This window comes from Alcanivorax jadensis T9 (assembly GCF_000756655.1).
Classification (GTDB): domain Bacteria; phylum Pseudomonadota; class Gammaproteobacteria; order Pseudomonadales; family Alcanivoracaceae; genus Alcanivorax; species Alcanivorax jadensis.
In genome coordinates this window covers 13105-36635 of sequence record NZ_ARXU01000010.1, presented here as the reverse complement: position 1 = coordinate 36635, position 23531 = coordinate 13105, and the positions used below count along the sequence as shown (strand labels likewise).

At 59.2% G+C, this 23531-nt stretch carries 22 protein-coding genes; 13 read left to right on the top strand and 9 right to left on the bottom strand.

The annotated features are described in order from the left end of the window. Positions 1-110: 110 nt before the first annotated feature. On the bottom strand, positions 111-1823 hold the full coding sequence (locus tag T9A_RS12335) for a proline--tRNA ligase (protein ID WP_035248870.1): 1713 nt from the start codon (positions 1821-1823) through the stop codon (positions 111-113). Positions 1824-1967: 144 nt separating this feature from the next. Here T9A_RS12335 and T9A_RS12330 point away from each other — a divergent pair, with 144 nt between their 5' ends. Next, a complete protein-coding gene (locus T9A_RS12330; protein ID WP_035248868.1) occupies positions 1968-2381 on the top strand; it encodes a PaaI family thioesterase in 414 nt (137 codons plus the stop codon). A gap of 201 nt (positions 2382-2582) precedes the next feature. Here the strand turns inward: T9A_RS12330 and T9A_RS12325 are convergent, their stop codons facing one another. The 8 genes from T9A_RS12325 to T9A_RS12290 form a co-directional block, all read right to left on the bottom strand. After that, the gene (locus T9A_RS12325; protein ID WP_052042957.1) at positions 2583-6083 is read right to left on the bottom strand and encodes a translocation/assembly module TamB domain-containing protein; all 3501 of its coding nucleotides are present in this window, start codon (positions 6081-6083) and stop codon (positions 2583-2585) included. Next, positions 6047-7795, bottom strand: coding sequence for an autotransporter assembly complex protein TamA (locus tag T9A_RS12320; protein ID WP_052042976.1), 1749 nt, complete (start codon positions 7793-7795; stop codon positions 6047-6049). Before T9A_RS12320 ends, T9A_RS12325 begins: the two co-directional genes overlap by 37 nt. Before the next feature lie 98 nt (positions 7796-7893). After that, entirely contained in the window at positions 7894-8463 is a 570-nt protein-coding gene (locus T9A_RS12315; RefSeq protein ID WP_035248863.1) for a response regulator transcription factor, read from the bottom strand. After that, positions 8460-9656 (bottom strand): ATP-binding protein, encoded by a 1197-nt coding sequence (locus tag T9A_RS12310; protein WP_035248860.1) that lies wholly within the window; start codon positions 9654-9656, stop codon positions 8460-8462. The genes T9A_RS12315 and T9A_RS12310 overlap by 4 nt, the downstream gene beginning before the upstream one ends. Positions 9657-9893: 237 nt before the next feature. Further along, positions 9894-10511, bottom strand: a complete 618-nt coding sequence (locus tag T9A_RS12305) for a class I SAM-dependent methyltransferase (RefSeq protein WP_035248857.1) — start codon at positions 10509-10511, stop codon at positions 9894-9896. After that, positions 10511-11734 (bottom strand): hypothetical protein, encoded by a 1224-nt coding sequence (locus T9A_RS12300; protein WP_035248855.1) that lies wholly within the window; start codon positions 11732-11734, stop codon positions 10511-10513. Before T9A_RS12300 ends, T9A_RS12305 begins: the two co-directional genes overlap by 1 nt. A 307-nt stretch (positions 11735-12041) precedes the next feature. After that, entirely contained in the window at positions 12042-12347 is a 306-nt protein-coding gene (locus T9A_RS12295; protein ID WP_035248853.1) for a PA4642 family protein, read from the bottom strand. Positions 12348-12545: 198 nt separating this feature from the next. Further along, complete coding sequence (locus T9A_RS12290; RefSeq protein ID WP_035248851.1) at positions 12546-12920, bottom strand: HU family DNA-binding protein; 375 nt, start codon at positions 12918-12920, stop codon at positions 12546-12548. Positions 12921-13288: 368 nt separating this feature from the next. Here T9A_RS12290 and aspS point away from each other — a divergent pair, with 368 nt between their 5' ends. The 12 genes from aspS (at position 13289) to ybgF (ending at position 23482) form a co-directional block, all read left to right on the top strand. Next, positions 13289-15052, top strand: a complete 1764-nt coding sequence (gene aspS / locus T9A_RS12285; RefSeq protein WP_035248849.1) for an aspartate--tRNA ligase — start codon at positions 13289-13291, stop codon at positions 15050-15052. A gap of 65 nt (positions 15053-15117) precedes the next feature. Further along, entirely contained in the window at positions 15118-15861 is a 744-nt protein-coding gene (locus tag T9A_RS12280) for a YebC/PmpR family DNA-binding transcriptional regulator (protein WP_035248847.1), read from the top strand. 217 nt (positions 15862-16078) lie between these two features. Beyond that, on the top strand, positions 16079-16597 hold the full coding sequence (ruvC, locus tag T9A_RS12275; protein WP_035249006.1) for a crossover junction endodeoxyribonuclease RuvC: 519 nt from the start codon (positions 16079-16081) through the stop codon (positions 16595-16597). A 22-nt stretch (positions 16598-16619) separates the two neighbouring features. Then, the gene (gene ruvA / locus T9A_RS12270; protein WP_035248845.1) at positions 16620-17219 is read left to right on the top strand and encodes a Holliday junction branch migration protein RuvA; all 600 of its coding nucleotides are present in this window, start codon (positions 16620-16622) and stop codon (positions 17217-17219) included. Positions 17220-17456: 237 nt separating this feature from the next. Then, a complete protein-coding gene (gene ruvB, locus T9A_RS12265; RefSeq protein ID WP_035248843.1) occupies positions 17457-18485 on the top strand; it encodes a Holliday junction branch migration DNA helicase RuvB in 1029 nt (342 codons plus the stop codon). Further along, positions 18478-18921 (top strand): tol-pal system-associated acyl-CoA thioesterase, encoded by a 444-nt coding sequence (ybgC, locus tag T9A_RS12260; protein WP_035248841.1) that lies wholly within the window; start codon positions 18478-18480, stop codon positions 18919-18921. Before ruvB ends, ybgC begins: the two co-directional genes overlap by 8 nt. Then, positions 18914-19600, top strand: a complete 687-nt coding sequence (tolQ, locus tag T9A_RS12255) for a protein TolQ (protein WP_035248839.1) — start codon at positions 18914-18916, stop codon at positions 19598-19600. The genes ybgC and tolQ overlap by 8 nt, the downstream gene beginning before the upstream one ends. Positions 19601-19603: 3 nt before the next feature. Beyond that, positions 19604-20041, top strand: a complete 438-nt coding sequence (tolR, locus tag T9A_RS12250; RefSeq protein ID WP_035248838.1) for a protein TolR — start codon at positions 19604-19606, stop codon at positions 20039-20041. Further along, positions 20034-20822 carry a cell envelope integrity protein TolA gene (gene tolA / locus T9A_RS12245; protein ID WP_035248835.1) on the top strand — a complete coding sequence of 263 codons (789 nt, stop codon included), beginning with the start codon at positions 20034-20036 and terminating at the stop codon, positions 20820-20822. The genes tolR and tolA overlap by 8 nt, the downstream gene beginning before the upstream one ends. Continuing rightward, positions 20819-22096 (top strand): Tol-Pal system beta propeller repeat protein TolB, encoded by a 1278-nt coding sequence (gene tolB, locus T9A_RS12240; RefSeq protein ID WP_035248833.1) that lies wholly within the window; start codon positions 20819-20821, stop codon positions 22094-22096. Before tolA ends, tolB begins: the two co-directional genes overlap by 4 nt. Positions 22097-22141: 45 nt before the next feature. Further along, complete coding sequence (pal, locus tag T9A_RS12235; RefSeq protein WP_035248831.1) at positions 22142-22714, top strand: peptidoglycan-associated lipoprotein Pal; 573 nt, start codon at positions 22142-22144, stop codon at positions 22712-22714. 3 nt (positions 22715-22717) lie between these two features. Continuing rightward, on the top strand, positions 22718-23482 hold the full coding sequence (ybgF, locus tag T9A_RS12230) for a tol-pal system protein YbgF (RefSeq protein ID WP_035248829.1): 765 nt from the start codon (positions 22718-22720) through the stop codon (positions 23480-23482). Positions 23483-23531 lie beyond the last annotated feature (49 nt).

The following is a 23531-nucleotide window of genomic DNA, read 5'->3' as shown; positions in this document are numbered from 1 at the left end:
CGAGAATGCAGCAATGACTGATCGCCCCGGATCGAGCTCGGGGCAGGCTCTGCGAGCGGTTTCCTCGCTTCGCGAGGTTCGCGCCTCAAGCGGCGCTCCTACAGGTAGGTTTAGGAAAGTTTTTCCGTCAGGAAGGCCACAACGTCATCCATGGCCACCTCGGTATTCTCCGCATCCCCACGCCCTTTATATTCAAGCACCCCATTGTCCATGCCGCGTTCGGCGATGACGATGCGGTGGGGGATGCCGAGCAGTTCGCTGTCGGCCAGCTTCACGCCCAGGCGTTCCTTTTCCCGGTCGTCGAACAGTACTTCAATGCCGGCTTCGGTCAGTTCTGCGTACAGTTTTTCGGCCAGCTCCCGTTCGCGGGGGCTTTTCTTGATGTTCACCGGGACCAGGGCCACCTGGAAGGGAGCGATGGATTCCGGCCAGATAATGCCGCGGTCGTCATAGTTCTGTTCGATGGCGGCGGCCACTACCCGGGTGACGCCGATACCGTAGCAGCCCATGGGCATGACCACGGATTTGCCGTTCTCATCCAGGACTTTGGCACCCAGTGCTTCAGAGTACTTTGTGCCCAGCTGGAAGATGTGGCCCACTTCGATGCCGCGCTTGATGGTCAGGGTGCCCTTGCCGTCTGGGCTGGGGTCACCTTCCACCACATTGCGCAGATCAGCCACCTCTGGCAGCGCCATGTCGCGCTCCCAATTGATGTTGAAGTAGTGCTTGCCGTCTTCGTTGGCGCCGGCGCCAAAGTCACTCATCACTGCCACACTGCGGTCGATGACAACGGGGATCGGCAGACCCACCGGGCCCAGCGAGCCAGGCCCCGCGCCGATGGCCTGGCGGATTTCCTCTTCGCTGGCGAACTCCATGGGCGTGGCCACGGATTCCAGTTTTTCTGCCTTGATATCGTTCAGCTCGTGATCACCGCGTACCAGCAGGGCGATCAGCTGACCCTCCTCAGCGCCTTTCACCACCAGGGTCTTGACCGTTTTCTCGATGGCCAGATCGAACTGCGCGACCAGCTCTTCGATGGTTTTGGCGTTGGGGGTATCCACCTTTTCCATGGCCGCAACCGGTGCCGGGCGCTCGATAGTGGGGGCCAGGGCTTCGGCCAGCTCCACGTTGGCGGCGTAATCGGAGCTGTCCGAGAAGGCGATGTCGTCTTCACCGGAATCGGCCAGCACATGGAATTCATGGCTGGCGGCGCCGCCGATGGCGCCGGTATCCGCTTCCACCGGGCGGTAGTCCAGACCCAGGCGATCAAAGATGGCGCAGTAGGCCTGGTGCATGATCTGGTAGGTGGCAGCCAGTGATGCCATGTCGGTGTGGAAGGAGTAGGCATCCTTCATGATGAATTCCCGCGAGCGCATGATGCCGAAGCGCGGGCGGATCTCGTCACGGAACTTGGTCTGGATCTGGTAGAAGTTGGCCGGCAACTGCTTGTAGCTATGCAGCTCGTTACGAACCAGATCGGTAATCACTTCCTCATGGGTGGGGCCCAGGCAGAAAGCATTGTTGTGGCGATCAGTGATGCGCAGCAGCTCCGGGCCATAAGCTGGGGCCCGGCCGGACTCTTCCCACAGCTCCATGGGCTGTACCACCGGCATCAACACTTCCTGGGCGCCGGCCCGGTCCATCTCCTCACGGACAATGTTCTCCACCTTGCGCAGCACGCGCAGGCCGGTGGGCAGCCAGTTATACAGGCCGGAGGCCAGCTTGCGGACCATGCCGGCCCGCAGCATGAGCTGATGGCTGATGACAACGGCATCCGCTGGGGTTTCTTTCACGGTGGCAAGCAGGTACTGGGAAGTGCGCATAGGAGACAGTCTTTGACCGGTTATTGCTGAAGCCGGTCATTTTAGGGGCAAAGGCGCTTCGTCACCAGCCATCATGATTGCAGCTGGGATTGTTGCGTCGGCTTTCGTATCCTGCGTGCTATCCAGAATCAGATGGCGAGCCATATGTTGAATGCACAAGAAGTACAGGACGTGATCTATCAGGGGCTGCCGGCGGCATCCGAGGAAGGGTTGCGGGTCGAAGCGGTGGGTGAGCGGCGTGCCCGGGTGCGTAGTCCGTTCCGGCCGTCCACCCTTCGTCCGGGGGGCACCTTGTCCGGGCCCACCATGATGGGGTTGGCAGATGCAGCCATGTATGCGGCGATTCTCGGCGAGCTGGGTCGTGTGGAAATGGCGGTGACGCAGAATCTCAATATCAATTTCCTGTCGCGCCCAGCCCAGAAGGATCTGATAGCCGAGGCGATCATTTTGCGACTGGGCCGACGCTCAGCGGTGCTGGAAGTGCAGCTGTTCAGCGAGGGTAGTGACGAGATGGTGGCCCATGTGACCGGAACCTATGCGCTGCCGATTTCTTCGTAGCCGCGTAGGAGCGTCGCTGGCGGCGCGATAACCCAAAACCTGAAAAGACGGATTTACCACAGAGGGCACAGAGATCGCTGAGGAAAAGACTGTTTTTTCTCTGTGCCCTCTGTGGTGAAACGCTTTTGATCCTGGTTTGGGTTTATGCACTTCGTTCCAGTTCGCGCCGCCAGCGACGCTCTTGCAATAACGGGCCCCTCATCACTGCAACTCCCTCTCCCAGATCAGATCCAGGCTGTTGGCGCGGGTGCTGGAGCGGGCTTCCAGGTGGAGTTGCCGGGTCAGCGTATAGCGGAGCATGACGGTGGAGACCGCATCGAACAGGCCTACTGCGTAGGTCAGGTACAGCCGGTCGGAAAGCTGTTTGCCCAGCATCAGGGCGGCATCGTCGGTTTCCCAGTCGCTGCCCACGGTGATTTCATCCACACCCAGTTTGTCGCCGAGTTTTTCGGTGACGCCGCTGCCTTTTTCCAGTCCGTATAAGGCCAGCGCCTGAGCAATCCGGTTGTTGTCGCCTTTCGATCCCCGTTCCAGTGGCCGACCGGTTAGCAGATAGGACATGGCCTGGCTCTGCTCCATGCTGGGCTCGGAGAACAGGCTGGCTTCCGGTTCCTGCAGGGTGCCGCTAAGCTGCACCCCGACCACAATGTTTTCACTGGGAATCTTGCGGATGGCACGGATATCCAGCCCGGGATTGTCCGGCGGTCCCTGGAAAATCAGCTGGCCATCACGGATTGCCAGGTTCTGGCCGTAGGCTCGATAGCGGCCTTCTCGGATGACCAGTTCGCCGTTGAGTTGCGGGGGGCGTTGCGGTTGTTGTTCTACCTGCAAGGTGCCGCCGAGCATGGCGTCCAGGCCAAAGCCCTGGAAATGCACCTTGTCTCCCAGGTTGACGGCGACATCGATATCCAGTGGTAGCCCACTGCTTTGTTCGCCCTCCTGGTGCACCAGTACCTGATCCTGGCTGACAGTGACGGCGCCCTCGGGAAGTTGCGTCGGGCGGATTTCCGCTTCCGGGATGGACAGTCTGCCGCCCAGTTGCAGGTCACTCAGGTCCCCCTTGAGGCTAAGGGCGGGGTTCAGCAGAACGCGGGCATCGGGCCGGTCTGCCACCAGTAACCGTTCACCCTGCAAAGACAGATTTATTCTGGCCGGCCAATCACTGGGGTCCAGTATGCCGGTCAGGGCGACGGTGCCCTCGCCCAGGGTGGCTGATCCGTTGACATCCAGCTGTCCGCGGGGCGAACCCTGTACGCTCATCTGCAGATCGGTAACGGCTACCCCCAGAATGGGGATCAGGGCGCGACCGTTATCCAGCCGGATGCTGCCGTTCATCAGAGGTTGGCGAAGGGTGCCGTCCAGCGCAAAGTCGCCACGAATCTCGCCGCTGATCTCGCGCAGATCGGTAGTGAACAGCGCTAATGGAGCGAGACTGGATATCCGCAATGCCACCTCACCCGCCAGTGAAGTGTCAGCGTCCATGCCATGCTCCAGGGTAGCGTCGACGGTGGCCAGGTCGGACATCAGTGTCAGCGTGCTGGTCAGACGCCGGTTTTGTAGTGTCCCCTCTACGGATAGCTGCTCAATCACAAGCTCTTGGGGGGCATCGGGGGTGCGCACGGCGATCTGTGCTTCCCGGGTTTGCAATCGGTATTGGCCATCGGGGTTGTCCAGCGAGCCTTGCAGAGTGGCCTCGCCGTCCAGTCGGCCCTGCACTGCAAGCTCTGGCCCCAACAGGGCGCCTGCCAACGCCAGCGGCAGGGCGTTGAGTGAGGCGCTGGCGTCGACCTGATCGTTGCTGTCGCGGTTACCCGCCAGACAAATCCGACTTGGTGTCTGTTCAAGACAGAAAGGGCTAATGGACTGGGCCGTGGCGGAGAGCTGCACCGCCGTGTCCTCGGCCTGTTGCCAACGGCCCAGTTGCTGATGAATCAGGCCGGTATCGGACAGGCTGCCCTGCCACTGGGGCGAGCTGTTGAGCGCTTTAAACGAGCCTTGCAGGCTTGTCTCCATGCTGAGTTCGTCGCGCCGGAAACTTGCCGTGGCCGTATGGCTGTTAAGGGTGCCCTTGGCGCTGATGCGTGCGGCGGCGAGCTGTTCGGCGTTGCCTTGCTGTAATGCCTCGCTGTTGAGTTCAAAGGACATGGTCTGCTCGCCCAGACCGAGTGCTTGGAAACGGGTTTGCAGGGAGGTAAGCGACCAGTCCTGCCAGCCGAGCTGCTGCCCGTTCAGGTTGCCGCTCAGAGTGGGCGTGGCCAGGGAACCGCGTACTTGCAGCTGGCCGCTGATCTGGCCCTGCAGATCCGGATAAAGCTGGTCCAGCTGTTTCAGATCCACGCTGGCATCCAGCGACCAGTCGGGCAGGATAGCCCCGCGTGCGCTGAGCCGGTTGTCACCCCAGCGGATGTTACTGTCTAGTTGCAGGCGTTGCTGGTGGCTTTCCACCGTTGTGGTGGCGGTCAGGGGCTGTTGGCGAACCCGGCCTTCCAGCCGCAACTGGCTGGGGGACAGGGACCATTGTTCACCCTGGTAGCTGCCGCGGCTGTTGCCTTGCACGCCGAGCAGGCCCGGGAACAACGGATGTAGCAAGCCGGTGTCCAGTTTGCCCGCTACGGTCAGATCCCATGTCAGGGGGCTGAACAGTAGCTCACCATGACCCTCCAGCTGCTGCTCGCCATCATCAAGTTGCAGTTGCTGCAGTGCCAAGCCGCCGTCGATCAACTGGCTATCCAGGGACAGGTTTACGGTTCTGTCGCCGCTGGTCAGGCTGCTTTGCCCGGCTATTTTCAGCGTTGCCAGTGGGCCTCGTGTTGTCAGCTTGCCGTGGCCCAGCGATAGCGGCTGTGGCAACGCCAGCGGTAATGGCTGGGCCGGCCACAGGTGTTCCAGGGCCAGTGGTTGTTCGGGGTCGCCTAGTCGCCATTGACCCTGGCTGTGAATTTCCAGGGGGCTCTGCAGTTGGTGGCGCAGTTGCAGGGCTGCGAGGGAGCCGCTGATATCAAGCTGGCCAGCCAGCTGATCGGCGTTGACGGTATCGCTCTGCGGTAACTGCATGTGCCAGCGGGCCTGCCCCTGAATCTCCATGGGGGCGGCCAGGCTGCCCTGGGCGGTGGCGTCCACACTGATATCAGCCACCGTACGGGTGGTCAGGCTGGCCAGTTGGAAACGGCGCCAGGCTGCCAGTTGCCGGGCTTCCAGTTCGCTGACCAGCAGGGTGTCGTTGAGATGCAGGGAAGCCAAGCTCAGGGTGTCGATGCGTACCCCCAGGGGGAGTGCCAGGCTGTCTGGCAGACTGCTCGCCGGTAAATCATCGGACTCCTGGCTGGGCGGCAGAGACAGTTTCAGGTTACCCAACGACAGGGAGGTGAACTCCAGCCAGCCGCGGGCGAGGGAAGCGGGCACCAGCTCTGCTTCCAGACGATCCACACTGACGGACAGATCGTCCAACTGATAGCGCACCCCGGTGACGGTAACCCGGTCCAGCAGACTCCCCTGCCAGTCATCCAACTGCAGTTCACCGGGGATCAGCCCACTGACCTGATCAAACAGCCAGCGGTTGCCGGTGGCGGTGCCGAGCAGCAGCCAGGAGGCGACAGCCACAATCAGTATCACGCTGAATAGCAACCCGAGCAGGCCGATGCTGAAACGCTTGAGGGCTCGCTTGATCACAGGTCCGGCCCCATGCTCAGGTGCAAACGCCATTCTCGTTGCTCATCCACGGCCCGTGCCAGATCCAGCCGGATTGGCCCCAGCGGGGAGCGCCAGCGGATGCCGAAACCGGCGCTGCGGCGGATTTCGAAATCATCGAAGTCATTGAACGCATTGCCTCCATCGGTGAATACCGCCAGGTGCCATTTCTCGGTGATCGGGTGGTCGTATTCCAGGCTACCAGTGGCCAGATGCCGGCCACCAATCACTTCTCCATTGTCTGCCCGTGGGCCCAGGGATTCATAGGCGAAACCGCGCACGCTGGAGTCACCGCCGGCAAAGAAGCGGATAGAGGCGGGCAGTTCGCGCACATCGGTCACTTCTGTATAGCCCAGATCGCCGCGCACCAGCACTCGTCCGCCGAGTAACGGGAAAAGAATCTTGCCGTTGCCGGTGAGCTGCACAAAGGATGCAGTGGAAGACAAGTTGCGGTTGGCGAAACGGATCTTGCTGCTCAAGCGCCAGCCGAACGACGGGTAGATGGGGTCGTTGGCCTTGACGCGGCTGAGCTGGAAACCGGGGATGATCAGCTCCGCCTGATCCACTTCCTCGGCGATCTCATAGGTTTCGCGCAAGTAGGTCAGGGAGGTGGTGGTGACCCATCGATTTTGCAGCTCGACAATATAATCGGCACCGGTGGTCCAGCGTTCGTTGTCCTTGCTGTCGGTCACCTCATTTACATAACTGGTGTGAAAATCCAGCCTCTCGCGCTGGGGATCTTTCAGTGGGATCTGGTAGCTGGCACCGGCACCTTGCTGCACCTGGGATACCTCTGTTTCCGCCCGGAAGCGATGACCGGCCCGGTTAACCCGGCGATTTTCCACCCCCAGGCGTACCCGTGGCCCGGTATCGGTACTGGCGCCGACACCGGCGAGCAGTGACCAGCGATTGTTGTCTGTGAGAGTGATGCTGACGGGAATGGTGCGGGTGCTGTCATCCGGTGTGCCTTTCTGTACCCGCACGGCGCTGAAATAGCCGGCGCCAAGAAAGGCCTGCTGGGTTTCCAGCAGCTGCTTGCTGTTGAAGGGCTCACCTTGAGTAAAGCCGAGATAGGCATTGACCAGCTTGTCTTTCAATTCGCTGCCGGTAATGGTGATAGCGCCGAAGTCGTAGCGGGGGCCGCTGTCCACATGCAATGTCATGGTGGCCAGGCGTTTGCGGGTGTCTACGCTGAGCCGGTGTCGGGTCAACCTCCCCTGTACATAGCCACGGCTGATCAGATGCTGCTGCAGATTTTTTTTCAGGGCCGTGTACTGGTCGTGTTGCAGGCGCTGGCCGATGGCCAGTTGTGCATTGGCGACCAGCTGGTTGAAGACGGGGTCGTTGGCGGCATCGCCGCCGATGCGAATGTCCGCCCGCTGCAGGATCACCGCAGGCCCGGTATCCACATCCAGCGTTACCCTTACACAGCCGTCTTCCCGGTCGGTACTCAGGGACAGGGTGCTTTCGTAGTAGCCCATGGCCTGCAACGCTTGCTGGCTGTTGGCGAGAATCTGTCGGCGGATCAGGCCATATTGGGCTGTGGGCGGCTCGCAGGGGTATCGAGAAAGGTCCACCAGGGCGCGGATATTATCGCTGACCGCATCGCTGGCATTGCCGGTGATACGCAGTTGCGGGGCGTCATCAGCAAAAGCCGGCATGGCGAGCAGCATCAGCAGTAGGGTGGCTAACCAGGTTGTCTGCTGCGGTGCCCTCAAGTCCTGCATCCCTGTGCGCTGTTTCCCGGCAGCGGGTCAATTCGTTGCTGCCGTAGTGGGGAAGGTAAGTTGTCACTTGTACAACAGTGTAAGGCAAGTTGCGACAGTCAGTCTTCGCGAAAGTGCTTGTCGCGTTGGTAGTCACTGGCGCTGGGACGTTTTTTCAGCCGTCGTTGCAAGGTGCGGCGGTGAATGCCCAGCGCGTCGGCGGCACGGGAGATGTTGCCATCATGGGCATCCAGGGTGCGCTGGATATGCTCCCACTCCAGCCGTTGCAAGGAAGGCGGCGTGGCGGGTAGAGGCAGGGTCGGATTGGTCGGATCTGCATCCAGCGCCAGCAAGATGTCAGCGGGGCTGGCGGGTTTGGTGAGATAGTTGCGGGCACCACGGTGTGTGGCTGCCACTGCTGCAGTAATACTGCCATAGCCGGTGAGCAGTATGACCCGGCAAGCCGGGAAATGTTCAAGGACAGGTTCGATCAGGTCCAGGCCGTTGTCGTTGCCCAGGTTCTGGTCAAGGATGGCGCCATCAAGATGTTGCAGGCCGGCCAGCTGCGCCAGCGCCTGTTCGGCATTATGGGCCACGGTTACCCGGTTGCCCCGGAGTTCCAGGGCGCGGGCGGTCTGTTTGGCCAAAGGTTCGTCGTCCTCCACCAGCAGCAGTTGGCGCTCGCTCATGCCGTTGGCTCCGTTAGCTTTGGCCAGTCCATGCGTGCCTGGGTCCAGCGCGGGCCGAATTCCATCTCCAGGCTGGCGCCCAACTGTTGCAGCGTGGTGCTGACCAGGGTCAGGCCGATCCCCATGCCTTCCCGTTCCGATGCGGCATGGCCGGGACCGTCATCGCTGACCTGTAGCCGGTAATGCTGCCCCTGAGCCTGCAGGGTGATGGCCAGCCGGGTGGCGCCAGCGTCCATGGCGTTGTAACCGAGATTACACAGCACCCGAAACCAGCCCTCCGTATCGGCGACGCAGGGGTCGCTATCCAATTGCTGGCTGAACGACAGGGTGGGCGCCAGATGACGAAGGTGCTGTTGTAGCTTTTCCAGCAACTCACTGATGGGCAGGTATTCCGGCAGCTGAGCTTCATTGCCCTGTTTCAGTCGCTGGGCCACATTACGGGCCAGTTGTTCCATCTGGGAGACGTCATCGCGGAGGGCGTCTGGCAGCTGTGGTGCATGCAGCAGGTTGTCGGCCAGCATCACCAGGGTGCCCAGTGGCGTATTCAGTTCGTGGGCCTGGTCGGCCAGGGTGGCGGCAATCTGATACATGTGCTCACGGCGACCGGCCAGATCAATGGCCTGTTCCTGCTGGCGCTGCTGTTGGCGCATCAGGCGCTGAATCACCTGGCCCAGCAGGGTCAGCATGACCAGAAGGGCAATGAAAACGGCAGCCATGCCGATGCCATGCAAGCCGCTGAGCTGGTGGCTGAGAGCATGGAGAGGACTATCCATGGCCGGCATCTGATACCAGCTCATGGAGATCATGTAGCCGCCCAGCGCCAGTGCCGCCACCAGCATGCCGTTTTTCAGTGGCAGGGTCAGTGAAGCCAGCAGGGCAGGCACCAGCAGATAGAACGACAACGGGTTGCCGGCACCGCCGAAGCCTTGGATCAGGCCGGTGAACAGGATCGTGTCCAGGGCCAGTTCCAGCGTCAGTAGTGGTGCGTGGCGCTGATGGTTCACGCGGTGAGACAACAGCGTGAGAAGGCTGGGCAATAAGAGCGCCGCCAGCCAGCCCAGTTCATTGAGACGATAGCCGCTATGCCCCTGGCTTTGCAGCACCATTAGGGCAAGGGTAATGATTAGCACCAGCAGGCTGCGTAGCCAGATTAGCCGCAGGCGCCAGTTCAGTAAGGGGGGGCGGGTATCCATGGGGGTATTGTAAAGGGAAAGCGGCGCGGGTGGGTGTGGCAGTTTGTCCCAGTTGGGTAGCTACAAGCTACAAGCTACAACGCGAGATGGCAGAGAGCACATAGGTAAACGTTTGCCTTCGCGCTCCACCCATCGCAAAAGCAACATATGCAAGAGTGCCGTCCGGCGCGGCGCAGACACACTTCAGTTTTCACTGCCCTGATTCGTTTTGTAGCTTGAGGCTTGCCGTTGATTTTTTTAAGGTCGTAATAAGGCCCCATCCAGCAATTCTCCGGCAAAGGCTGGCAGCTTGGAGTGGCGGCGGTGTGAGGCCTTGTTTAAGCGAAAGCCTGCCTCGCGGAAGATGCTGGCGGTGTCGCGGGTGAGTTGGCAGCCACAGGCCAGGTGTTTCCAGACCGGGTTCATGCCCTTTTGCACGCGCTGTACCCAGCGTCGGTCGCTGAGGACATGCTCAAGCGCCAACAGGGTGCCTCCGGGTTTAAGTACCCTAAAGGCTTCTGCTGCGGCTTGTCGGGGATCAGGAATGGTGCAGAACACCAAGCAGGCTACCACCGTATCAAAATGGTGGTCGGGGTAGGGCAGTTGCTGGGCATCGCCGGTGCGCAGGACAAAACGGTCCGGGTGAGGGCACTGGTCGGCGGCTTCCCGAGCAATATCCAGCATTGCTTCGACCGGTTCGATACCGTGGATTTCGGTGGCGGAATCGCCATAAAAGGCAAAGTTGCTGCCGGTACCCACACCCAGCTCCAGAATGCGTCCCTGCGCCTGGCCGACTATCCGGGCGCGGTCCCGGTAAACCGGACGGGTTGCCCAATCCAGTAATACCGGGAACAGCTTATCCTCATAGAGTGACATCAGCCGCGCTCAGGGAGGACATATTTTTCCGGGTTATTCAGCATGTCCATGCTCAGCGGGTCGCTGATGATGCTGGTCAGGTTGCGGTCAGTCTGCTTGCTGAACTTGCGGCGCAGCTTTTCAAACTTGCGGAAGCTGCGGAAGTTGAGGGCATAAAGTCGTACTTCCTGCAGGCGTTTGTAGGAATACATCACGTCCAGGGCATCCATGGAGAACTCGGGACGGATCTTCATGGCCTTTTCCAGGTAGCTGATTGCCTCGTTGAGGTCGCGCTTGCGGTTCATGTAGATCAACGCATTGGCGTACTCATAGTTAACAATCGGAATGTCGCCGGCCATTTCCAGTGCTTCGGCGAAGGAGTCTTCCACCGTGGTGGTGCGGGCACCGTAGGTCATGCGGCCGGTGAATTTCCCGACTCGACGCATGATGCCGGCATCGACGCCAGCGCGGAAGGCGTGTGCCAGAGGCTGTTCCGGCATCACTTCAACCACTTCTTCGGCGCTGTTCTTGATCTTGCCGATATAGCGGCGAGCCACTACGACTGGCACCGGGGATTCTTCGGCGATACGGGCGATGGCGTAGGCGTAACCCAGTTTTACAGTAGCCACTATCGGGGCCACTTCTGCATCACCCTCGGCTGCTTTCATCTCATCGAAGTATTCCTCCGCCTGGTTAGCCACGTCCTGCAACATCATGTATTTGGTGCTTTGACGGTCCGCCAGATAGATCGCATACATCAGCTGGGAGAACAGGGAAGGAATCTTGCCGATTGCTCCCAGTTTCAGCCCTTCTTCGCGAGCTTGCTGGAAATCACCGGAAAAGAACATCCTGTATACGGCCAGGTAGCGGCGCTCAAGTTCTTCATAGTCCTTGCCATCCCAGTTCTGGATGTCTTCAGACATGAACGGGTATTTCTTGAACTGGGCACGCATGTAGTCTGCGGAGGGGTAGGGCACCTTGAGTCCACGCATCAGGTAGTCCCATTTCTCGCGGATCTGCGCGTCAGTGTAGGTGAAGTAGCTCTTCTTGTAGGGAACCTCGTTCCATTTTTCCTGGAAGATGCGTTCGTCCACCGGAATCTCCTGCATTTGCAGTTCTTCCGCGGTGACTTCATCCATTTCATCGTCATAGTCGTCATCGCGTGCCGCATGAAGTTGCAAGCTCATTGCGCAAAGCGCGACCAGACACAGGGAATGCCAGAATCGTTGAGGATATGCTGTCATGATGGTTTACAGCTCTTGTTGTTGTTGTGTGTTTTATCAGGGTCTGGAATACAACCTGTGATCGTCTTTGTCGCGATATGCCAGTGGAGGCAGTTGCCACAAAACCAAACAGGAAAGCCGTCTCCGGCTCTCTCAATACCCTGTTATTAGAGGCGACATGGTCGCCGGGCCCCGATAGCCCTTGTAATGGCTTAACAATGCCATGGGCTTGGGCGGTGAACAAGTTCCTGAGGGTATGTATTTTTCCTGGAAAATGTATCTGGCTGGTTGCCGCCCGACAGAAGGTCAGGCGGCGGGGTAGAGGCTCTTAATCCGGACCTGTGCCGCCGGCATCACGCAGCAACTGAGCATAGTCACTGCACTTCGGGTGATCGTCGATATGGGTCAGCAGGGTACGGCCCTGGGGATCGCGGGCATTGATATCCCGGCCCTGTGTCTGGAAGAACCCGATGAAACGCCCGAAATCTTCGGCCCGCAAGGCCCGGTAGGCCTTCTCAAGGACGTGAAAGTCGGCGTCCACACCCTCCTCGCTGGAGAAATCCAGGAAAACCTTGATCTGTTCGTCGGTCATCGGCTCGCCGATTACCTTCTTCTTGTCTTTACGCTCTGCCATGGGCGCGCTCCTTGAATTCCGGTACAGAAGAACGGGGCTGATGCTGGCGCCTAGGGTGGCTGCGGTTGGCCAGAAAACAACCAGGGTCAGTCAGCGAGATATCAATGGGCGCGGATTATAGAGGCTGGGGTGGCCAGGGGCCAGAGGAGGAGAGAGAAGGTCAACCGCCGGGCAGGAGCCCGGCGGTGGCAAGCGGCATCAGGATGCCATGTCCTTGAGCTTCTTCAGCGGACGCACTTTTACCATGGTGCGGGCCGGCTTGGCGGCGAAAGTGGTCTCTTCGCCGGTGAATGGATTGATGCCCTTGCGTGCCTTGGTGGCGGGTTTCTTCTGGGTCACGATTTTCATCAGGCCCGGCAGGGTGAACTGACCAGCACCGCGTTTCTTCAGATGACCTTCCATGATGTCTGCCAGCTCATCGAATACGGCGTTGACGTCTTTCTTGGTCAGGCCGGTGGTATCGCTGATCTGGTTGACGATCTGGGTTTTGTTCATCGGTTCGGTGATGGTTTTAACCTTGCGAGCCGCAGTAGCGCTGGTGGCTTTGGCAGCTGTCTTTTTCTTTGCAGCCATGGATTACTTACCCCTTTTTGGTGTCTTCCTGAGAATGTGTGTCTCCGCCGAAAGGCGGGGAACCGGTCTTGCTTCCCTGATCAGGTACGCCCCTGGACTGCGCAAACTCAGGGGGCCACTGATTTGGTTCGCATCTGTTATATGCCATGAATTTTCACTGCACAAGCCGTCAAACCACTATTTTTTACGGAGTTTCAACAAAAAAGAGGCGGATGTGGCCTGTTTGGCAGGGAATCGCCCCCCGGCATGGCTCGCGGGCGGTGGAATCGCTATACTGTGGCGCCTTTTTCAGCGGTCCGGGGCAGGAGCTGCCGACAGATGCGGTCGGCCCCGGGCGGCGCCCTCAGAAATACAAGCGGATGTTAAGCATGCGAAGCCATTATTGCGGTGATTTGCGAGCCTCCCACGACGGAGAAACAGTTGAGCTTTGCGGTTGGGTCAGTCGCCGCCGTGACCACGGCGGGGTGATTTTCCTCGACTTGCGAGACCGTAATGGTCTGGTGCAGGTGGTGTTCGATCCGGATACCGTGGAAGCCTTCGCGCTGGCCGACAAGGTTCGCAGCGAGTACGTGGTGCGCCTGACCGGCCGGGTGCGCATGCGCGATGAAGCGGTGCGTAACAGCAAGATGTCCACTGGCGATATCGAAGTGCTGGGCAAGGAACTGACCATCCTCAACGAGGCAGAAACGCCGCCGTTCGAGCTCGATGCCCACTCCGCTGCCGGTGAAGAGGTGCGCCTCAAGTACCGCTACATGGACCTGCGTCGCCCGGAAGTGCTGCGCAACTTCCAGTTCCGTTCGCGTCTGACCCATGTGGTTCGCGCCTTCCTGGAAGGCGAAGGTTTCATGGATGTGGAAACCCCGATCCTCACTCGTGCTACCCCCGAAGGCGCCCGTGATTACCTGGTGCCGAGCCGCACCCATCCCGGCAGCTTCTTCGCGTTGCCGCAGTCCCCGCAGTTGTTCAAACAGCTGCTGATGGTGGCGGGCTTCGACCGTTACTACCAGATCGCCAAGTGCTTCCGCGATGAGGACCTGCGGGCTGATCGTCAGCCGGAATTCACCCAGATCGATCTGGAAGCCTCCTTTGTGGAGGAAGAAGACATCATGGGCATCACCGAACGAATGGTGCGCTCGGTGTTCAAGGAGCTGCTCAATGTGGAGCTGCCGGACTTCCCGCGCATGCCGTTCTCGGAAGCCATGCAGCGTTTTGGTTCCGACAAGCCGGATCTGCGTATCCCGCTGGAACTGATCGACATCGCCGACCTGCTGGCCGGTGTGGATTTCAAGGTGTTCTCCGGCCCGGCCAACGATCCGAAAGGGCGTGTGGCGGCCATGAGAGTCCCTGGCGGGTGCAGCCTGTCGCGCAAGGATATCGACGGCTATACCAAGTTCGTCAGCATCTACGGCGCCAAGGGGCTGGCCTATATCAAGGTCAACGACCTGGCTGCGGGGGCGGAAGGCCTGCAGTCGCCGATCCTCAAATTCCTGACCGAAGAGGCAATCCAGGGCATTCTCGAGCGCACCGGTGCCGAGACCGGCGACTTGATCTTCTTTGGCGCCGACAAGGCCAAGATTGTCAACGAAGCCCTGGGGGCGCTGCGCGTCAAGGTCGGCCACGACCTGAACCTGGTACAGGGTGACTGGGCGCCGTTGTGGGTGGTGGACTTCCCCATGTTTGAAGAGGATGACGGCCAGTACTACGCGCTGCATCACCCCTTCACCATGCCCAGCTGCAGCCCGGAAGAGCTGAAAAGCAACCCGGAAGGGGCGCTGTCCCGTGCCTATGACATGGTGCTGAACGGCACCGAGCTGGGTGGCGGTTCCATCCGTATCCACAACCCGGCCATGCAGCGTACCGTGTTCGAAGCGCTGGGCATTTCCGATGAAGAGGCGGACGAAAAATTCGGCTTCCTGCTCGACGGCCTGAAATACGGCGCGCCGCCACATGGTGGCCTGGCCTTCGGCCTGGATCGCATGGTCATGCTGATGACCGGCAGCGAGTCTATCCGCGATGTGATTGCCTTCCCGAAAACCCAGACCGCAGCCTGCACCATGACCAATGCGCCGTCCTCGGTGGACAACAAGCAGCTGCGTGAAGTGGGTGTGCAGGTTCGCAAAGACGATAACTGATTCGATAGCAACCGGCGGCGCGATCTGCTCGCGCCGGTCTGTTCGTAGCAATTACGGGAGACACCATGGCAGGACACAGTAAATGGGCCAACATCAAGCACCGCAAGGCGGCCCAGGATGCTAAGCGCGGCAAGATCTTTACCAAGCTGATTCGCGAAATCACCGTGGCGGCCAGAATGGGCGGCGGCGAGCCGGCCGATAACCCACGCCTGCGTGCAGCGGTGGACAAGGCGCTGGGTCAGAACATGACCCGTGACACCATCGACCGGGCGATCAAGCGCGGTGCCGGTGGTGATGATGATGCCAACATGGAAGAGATCACCTACGAAGGCTATGGCAAGGGTGGCGTGGCGGTACTGGTGGAAACCATGACCGACAACGTGAACCGTACTGTGGCCGAGGTGCGCCATGCGTTCTCCAAGTTTGCCGGTAATCTGGGCACCAGTGGTTCTGTGGCTTTCCTGTTCACCAAGCGCGGCGAGATCTTTTTTGAGCCCGGCGGCGTGGACGAAGACAAGCTGATGGAAGTGGCCCTGGAAGCCGGTGCCGAGGACGTGGAAGAAAACGACGACGGCAGCTTCCTGGTGATCACCACCCCGGACAGGCAGTTCGGTGACGTGATTGATGCCCTGCGCGAAGCCGGGCTGGAGTTCGCCGATGCGGAAGTGACCATGCACCCCTCCACGGAAGCGGAGATGGATGCGGACACCGCCGAAACCGTTCAGAAGATGATCGACATGCTGGAAGACCTGGACGACGTGCAGAATGTCTACACCAACGCCAGCTGGCCGGCAGAAGAAGAGGAGTAGCTACTAGCTACGAGCTGCTAGCTAACAGAAAAACAAAAAACCCCGCAGCGTCGGGGTTTTTTGTTATCTGGCTTGTGCATCTTTCGGTCCGGGCCACAATTCTGCTAGAAGCTAGAAGCTAGAAGCTAGAAGCGAGAAGCGAGAAGCTGCTTCAACTGGACATATGGACAGCTGTCAGGTAAAACTGGGCCAGCTTTTATTATCGGGTCAGCGGCTTATGGCATTACTACTGGGGATCGACCCGGGCTCCCGGCGCACCGGTTACGGTCTGGTGGAGCAGGTGGGTAACCGCAGTCGGGCGGTGGCCTTCGGGACCATCGCCACGACCCACAAGGAGATTCCTCCTCGCCTGGGCGAGATCTTCACCGGCATCCATCAGGTGGTGATGGAATACGGCCCGGCGGAAGTGAGTATTGAAAAGGTGTTCATGGCCCGCAACGCGGATTCTGCCCTGAAGCTGGGGCAGGCCCGGGGAGCTGCCATTGCGGCAGTGATGCAGGCCTCACTACCAGTGTTTGAATATTCTGCCCGTCAGGTGAAGCAGGCGGTGGTAGGGCGCGGTGGCGCGGAAAAAGGGCAGGTGGCGGAAATGGTCAAATACCTGCTCGGCCTGGAAAAACGCCCCCAGGAAGATGCTGCCGACGCGCTGGCCATTGCCCTTTGTCATGCCCACATGCGCGTGTCACTGGCGCGTATGGGCGGCGCTACCGCGGTAAGAAACGGACGAATACGGTGAAAAGTACGGTGATGATTCAGCCATGATAGGACAATTGCGCGGAACCCTGCTCGAGAAACGCCCGCCAGTGCTGCTGCTGGATGTGAACGGGGTGGGCTACGAAGTGGAAGCCCCCATGACCGTCTTCTACGGTCTGCCGGACACCGGTGAGTCTTTGACCCTGCATACCCATTTCGTGGTGCGCGAAGATGCACAGTTACTCTATGGCTTTGCTGATCGCTATGAGCGGGAACTGTTTCGGGCGCTGATCAAGGTCAACGGCGTGGGGCCGAAAATGGCCCTGGCGATTCTCTCCGGCATCGAGGCGGATCGCCTGGCACAGTGCATCCACGATCAGGACACCACCTCACTGGTGAAGGTGCCGGGTATCGGCAAGAAAACCGCTGAACGACTGGTTATCGAAATGCGTGACCGCCTCGACAAGATTGATGGTGGTCCCACCTCCCTGCCGGGCCAGGTGTCGCTGGCACAGCCAGACGATGCCCGTTCCGACGCCATTGCCGCCCTGGAGGCGCTGGGTTATCGCAACAAGGATGCCGCAGCTGCTGTTGGCAAGGTGGCGGAAGAGGGCGCCAGCAGTGAGCAACTGATCCGGCAGGCGCTGAAAAGCCTGGCGCGGTGAAGGCAAGTTGAAAGTTCAAAGTTTAAAGGCGCGGGACGACACTTGAGATGCTGCTATGTCGTGCCCGCGCACCAAACCGGGTTAAACGCGAAGGGGCCTGATTCGTGAGGCATCAGCTTCGAGCGCGTTTGAACTTTGAACTTTCAACTGTTCGCATCCACCGGGTGACTGCCGGGAACAATCCGTCTACGCTAGCTCAAAATCATTCTCATAACGCTGGGTCTCTCTACTGCACGCATGGAAAACGACCGTCTGATTTCAGCTGCCGCTGTCGGCACCGGTGAAGAACAGCAGGACCGGGCTATCCGCCCGGCCAGCCTGGCTGACTACAAAGGCCAGCCAAAAGTCCGCGAGCGCATGGAAATCTTCATTGATGCCGCCCGTGGCCGTAATGAAGCCCTGGACCATACCCTGATTTTTGGCCCCCCCGGCCTGGGCAAGACTACCCTGGCGCACATCATCGCCCGTGAAATGGGCTGCGAACTCAAGTCTACTTCCGGCCCTGTGCTGGAAAAAGCCGGTGATCTGGCCGCCATCCTCACCAACCTGGAAGAAGGTGATGTGCTGTTCGTGGATGAAATCCACCGCCTGTCACCGGTGGTGGAGGAAATCCTCTATCCGGCCATGGAGGACTACCAGCTCGATATCATGATCGGCGAGGGGCCGGCGGCCCGTTCCATCAAACTGGATTTGCCGCCCTTCACTCTGGTGGGTGCCACCACCCGGGCCGGCCTGCTTACCGCGCCCTTGCGCGATCGCTTCGGCATTGTTCAGCGGCTGGAATTCTATTCGGTGGAGGATCTCTCCGGGATTGTGATTCGTGCCTGCGACATTCTCTCCATTCCCATTGATGATGCCGGCGCTCTGGAAGTGGCGCGCCGCGCCCGGGGCACTCCCCGTATCGCCAACCGGCTGTTGCGACGGGTGCGTGATTACGCGGAAGTAAAAGGCGACGGACGTATCACCGAAGCCATGGCCCAGCGGGCGCTGGATATGCTGGAGGTGGATAGTTGTGGCCTGGACGGCACCGACCGGCGTCTGCTCGACATGATCATGCACAAATTTGATGGTGGTCCGGTGGGCCTGGAGTCTCTGGCGGCCGCTCTTAATGAAGATGCCGGCACCCTGGAAGAGGTGGTGGAGCCCTATTTGATCCAGCAGGGCTTTATTCAACGTACCCCTCGTGGACGCGCCACCACCAACCATGCCTGGCGTCATTTCGGCTTACAGCGTCCTCGAAAAGACGGTGATTTGTTTAATGATTGAAAAAAAGCCGCGAAATGGGGAATTTACCCTGCCGGTACGCGTCTACATCGAAGACACTGATGCCGGTGGCATCGTTTATTACGTGAATTACCTGAAATTCATGGAAAGGGCGCGCACTGAGTTTTTGCGCACTCTGGGCTATCAGCACTATGTGCTGGCCGATGAAAATTTCCAGTTCGTGGTCCATTCGGCCAATGTGGAATACCGTCAGCCGGCCCGCATCGATGATGCACTGGCAGTGACCGCCCGGCTCAAGCAGCTGGGCAAGGCAACGTTGTTTTTCGATCAGCAGGTATGCCGAGGCGATACGCTGCTGTGTCAGGCTGAGATCAAGGTGGCCTGCGTCAGTGCTGATACTCTCAGGCCCACCGGGATACCGGCGGGTCTGTACAACAAGTTCAAAGCCGCCAGCGAAGGAGAAGGGCTCAATGGTTGAGGCATCGAGTATGTCTGTCGTCAGTCTGATCAGTAATGCCACCATTGTGGTGCAGCTGGTCATGGTGCTGTTGATACTGGCGTCGTTGACGTCCTGGTACATGATTGTCAGCCGTTTCCGGGTAATGGGGCGGGCTCATAAGGCAGGACGTGCTTTCGAAGAGAAATTCTGGTCCAGCGACGATTTGGCTTCACTCTACAACCAGAGTCGAAAGGATCCGGACGTGGATGCGGGCCCGGAGTCTATCTTTCGCGCCGGCTTCCAGGAGTTTGTGCGGCTGTCCAAGAGCACCCGTGGCGCCGAAGCCGTGATGGATGGCAGTCAGCGTGCCATGCGGGTGGCTCTGCAGCGTGAGCAGACCCGCTTGACCAAGCATCTTCCTTTTCTGGCGACGGTGGGTTCCACCAGTCCTTATGTGGGGCTGTTCGGCACGGTGTGGGGCATCATGAATTCCTTCATGGCCCTGGCCAACGTCAAGCAGGCGACTCTCAGCGTGGTGGCGCCGGGCATTGCGGAGGCCTTGATTGCCACGGCCATCGGCTTGTTTGCGGCGATTCCGGCTGTGATGGCCTACAACCGTTTCTCTGCCCAGAGCGATGCCCTGCTCACCGAAAACGAAATGTTCGCCGAAGAGTTCTCCTCGGTGCTGCATCGTCAGGTTCACGGACGCGAGGGATAAGCCATGAGCGGCGTGAAGATCAGGGTGCCGCGCAAGCTCGTTGCCGAGATGAACGTGGTGCCCTACATCGATGTGATGCTGGTGTTGCTGGTGATTTTCATGGCCACGGCGCCGATGATGACCCAGGGCATCAATGTGGATCTGCCTGACAGCAACAGCGAGCCCATTGATACCAACAAGGATGAGCCGGTGATCATTTCGGTGACCGCCGACGGCAGCTATTACATTGATGTGGGTAGCGACAGCCGCAAGTCTGCCAGCCTGGAAACCGTGCAAGGTCATGCGCTGCGCATCCACAAGCAGAAACCGTCCACTCTGTTTCTGGTGGAAGGGGATAGCCAGGTGGCCTACGCCAAGGTGGTCCAGTTGATGGGGGCCTTGCAGGAAGCCGGCATTACTCAGCTGGGTCTGGTGACTGAACCGCAGGGCAGCAATGAGTGATCGTGGCGCCGCGCTGCTTTTTACCCTGCTCATTCACCTGCTGGTGTTTGGGCTATTGGTGTTCAGCTGGAGCACGGACCCGTCGCTGCACAAGGCACCGGTGATTCCTCCTCATGTGAAAGCTACCATGGTGGAGACTTCGAAACAGAAGACGGCGCCGGTGAGCAAACCGAAACCGGAGCAAAAACCAGCGCCGAAACCGGAACCAAAACCCAAGCCAAAGCCGAAACCCAAACCGGAGCCCAAGCCCGACCCTAAAAAGCCTGAGCCCAAACCCAAGCCGAAACCGGAGCCGACCAACAAGCCGGCGCCTAAGCCAAAACCGAAACCGGAACCCAAATCCGATCCCAAGCCGACTATCCCCGATATTGAGGAGCCGAGTCTGGAGGAAATGCTGGCCGAGGAAGAGCTGGAGATGGCAAAGCCGACGAGGCCGTCACCGCAGGAGTCGCAGGAAGCGGCCAGCAACGCGGATCAGTCGGATGTGGAAGTGGCTAGTCACAGTGATGCCATCCGTGCGGCAGTGAAGCAGCGCTGGCGAATTCCCGGCACATACCGGGGGCGCAATGATCTCAAGACAACTGTGCGGATTCGGACGATCCCCGGTGGCGAGGTACTCAATGTGTCGGTGGTCAGCTCCAGTGGTTATCCACAATTTGATGATTCGGTCATCAAGGCGGTGGAGCTGGCTAGTCCTCTGCCGGTGCCGGCTGGGGCGTTGTTTGATAAAGAATTTCGCTCATTCTTAATGGAATTTGAGCCAACAGGAGTGTCGCAGTGAGTCGTATTGCGTTGTTAGTGGTAATTTTGCTGAGTTTCTCCACCGCCAGAGCTGAGCTTCTCATTCGGGTCACCGAAGGTCGGGTGGATGCGGTGCCGATTGCCATTGTGCCCTTCGAGGGGGCACAGAATGCGCCCGAGGACGTGTCACAGATTGTGCAGGCGGATCTGCATCGCAGTGGCCAGTTCAAGCCGTTACCGGCAGAAGATATGCTCAGCCGGCCGCGCAATGAAAGCGAAGTCATCTACCGGGATTTCCGCGTGCTGGGGGTGGAATACATCATCACTGGCAGCATGAAAGCCCAGGAAACCGGTGGCTATGAAGTCAGCTATGCCCTCTTCGACGTAAACCGGCAGGTGAAGCTGATGTCGGAAACCTATCGGCCCCCGGTGTCGCAGCTGCGGGATGTGGCCCATGCCATCAGTGACCGGATCTATGAACAGCTCACCGGTATCCCTGGTGCGTTTTCCACCAAGATTCTCTATGTCACGCATAATCGTAATGACAAAAACCCTTATCAGTTGCAATATGCGGACGCTGACGGGCACCGTGTAACGACTATCCTGCGCAGTAAAGAGCCCATCATGAGCCCGACCTGGTCGCCGGATGGCAGGAAAGTTGCTTATGTCTCTTTCGAGGATGACGGTCTGCCGGGGATCTATACCCATGATCTGGCGACCACCAACCGTGAAAAGGTGTCCAGTTTCAGAGGTATCAATGGTGCCCCGGACTGGTCACCGGACGGCCAGAAGCTGGCCCTGACCCTGTCACGGGACGGTAACCCGGAGATTTACATGCTGGATATGGCCACCAAACAGTTAACACGGCTGACCCAGCATTATGGTATCGATACGGAGCCACGCTGGCTGCCGGATGGGGAGCACCTGGTGTTCACCTCCAGCCGTTCCGGCGGGCCACAGATTTACAAACTGAACATAAATGATAAGTCGGTTCGGCGAGTGTCGTTCCAGGGTGCGTATAATGCGCGCCCGGATGTCACACCCGACGGCCGTTATCTTGTTTATGTACACCGACGAAACGGAAATTTTAACGTCGGGGTGCAGGACCTCCAGCGGGGCACATTCAATATTGTGACCCGTACAGACATGGATGAATCACCCAGTGTTGCGCCCAATGGAAGTATGGTAATTTACGGGACGCAAGATCGGGGAACGGGGGTTCTGGAAGCCGTATCCATCGATGGCAGAGTCAAAGTGAAGCTGCCGTCGAAGGAAGGGGAAGTCAGAGAACCGGCCTGGTCGCCGTTCCTCTGAGTCATTCTCGGAGTCCAATACTAGGAAATTATAGGAGCTTTACGCATGCGTTCATTTCTTAACCCGCTGTTTGCCCTGATGCTGGCAGCTGCCCTGGCAGCCTGTTCCAGCACCCCGACTGAAGACGACAGCTCTGCCACTGACGATATGTCCCAGCAGACTGATACCTCTCCGGTAACTCCGGTTGAGCCGTCTACTCCGTCCAAGCCGGACACCAGCAGCATCCCGCTGACAGCTGACAACTTCTACAACCATCCGTCCAACTACGATGGCACCACCGACAGCCGGGTGATCTACTTTGCATTCGACAGCAACACCGTTCCGGCGGCTGCTTTCGAAACTCTGCGTGCCCACGCTACTTACCTGAAGAACAACTCCAACGCCAAACTGCGTCTGGAAGGTCACGCTGACGAGCGCGGTACCCGTGAGTACAACGTGGCTCTGTCCGAGCGTCGTTCCAAGGCGGTAGAGAAGTTCCTGCGAGTTCAGGGTGTGTCTTCTTCCCAGCTGGAAATCGTTTCCTACGGTGAAGAGAAGCCGGCGGCATTCGGTCACAGCGAAATGGACTGGGCCAAGAACCGTCGCGTAGAAATCAACTACACTGCTGGCCGTCCGTAAGGCATGAAAGTAGTGAAGCGAACGCGCCTGCTTGCAGGCGTAGTGCTCGGCTCCCTGGTGTTCTGTGCGCAAGCACAGAACACCGGGCCGCTGGCCGTTGAAGAAAGAAGTCTGTCCCAGGCCCGATCCGGTGGTAGCAGCAGTGCAGCAGCCCCGATGAGCCAGGATGGTTTGTTGCTACTGATGCAGCAGCAACAACAGTTTGAAGAGCAGATCCAGGATTTACAGGGTCAGCTTGAAGAGTTACGCCATGAACTACAGGTCATGAAGGACGCCGAACGTGAGCGTTACCTGGACCTGGATACCCGAATCAATACGCTGGCTGAGCAAGGCAAGACCGAGCAGCCGGATGATAGCGCCGACAGTGCGGCGCCCAATGACCCCGAAGCAGACCGTGACGCCTATAGTGCCGCCAAGGACAAGCTGATCAAGCGAGACTTTGATGCGGCGGCAGAAGCCTTCGAGGGTTACCTGAATGATTTCCCCAATGGGCAGTTCCGTGCCCATGCCCACTTCTGGCTGGGCAAGGTCTACAGCAACCTGAAAACCCCTAAGCCGGACAAGGCACAAGCCCAGTTCCAATCAGTAGTGGATGACTATCCGGAGCACAGCAAGGCACCCACCAGCCTCTACACCCTGGCGGTGATGCAGGCCCGTGATGAGCAGGTGTCCCAGGCCAAGGTCAACCTGCACAAGCTGATCAAGCAGTATCCGGACAGCTCTGAAGCCAGCCAGGCGAAGACACTGTTGGAACAGCTGGATAAGTAATACCTCTCTATCCGTCTTTTGCCGGCGGCACAGACGCCGGCAAAAGTGA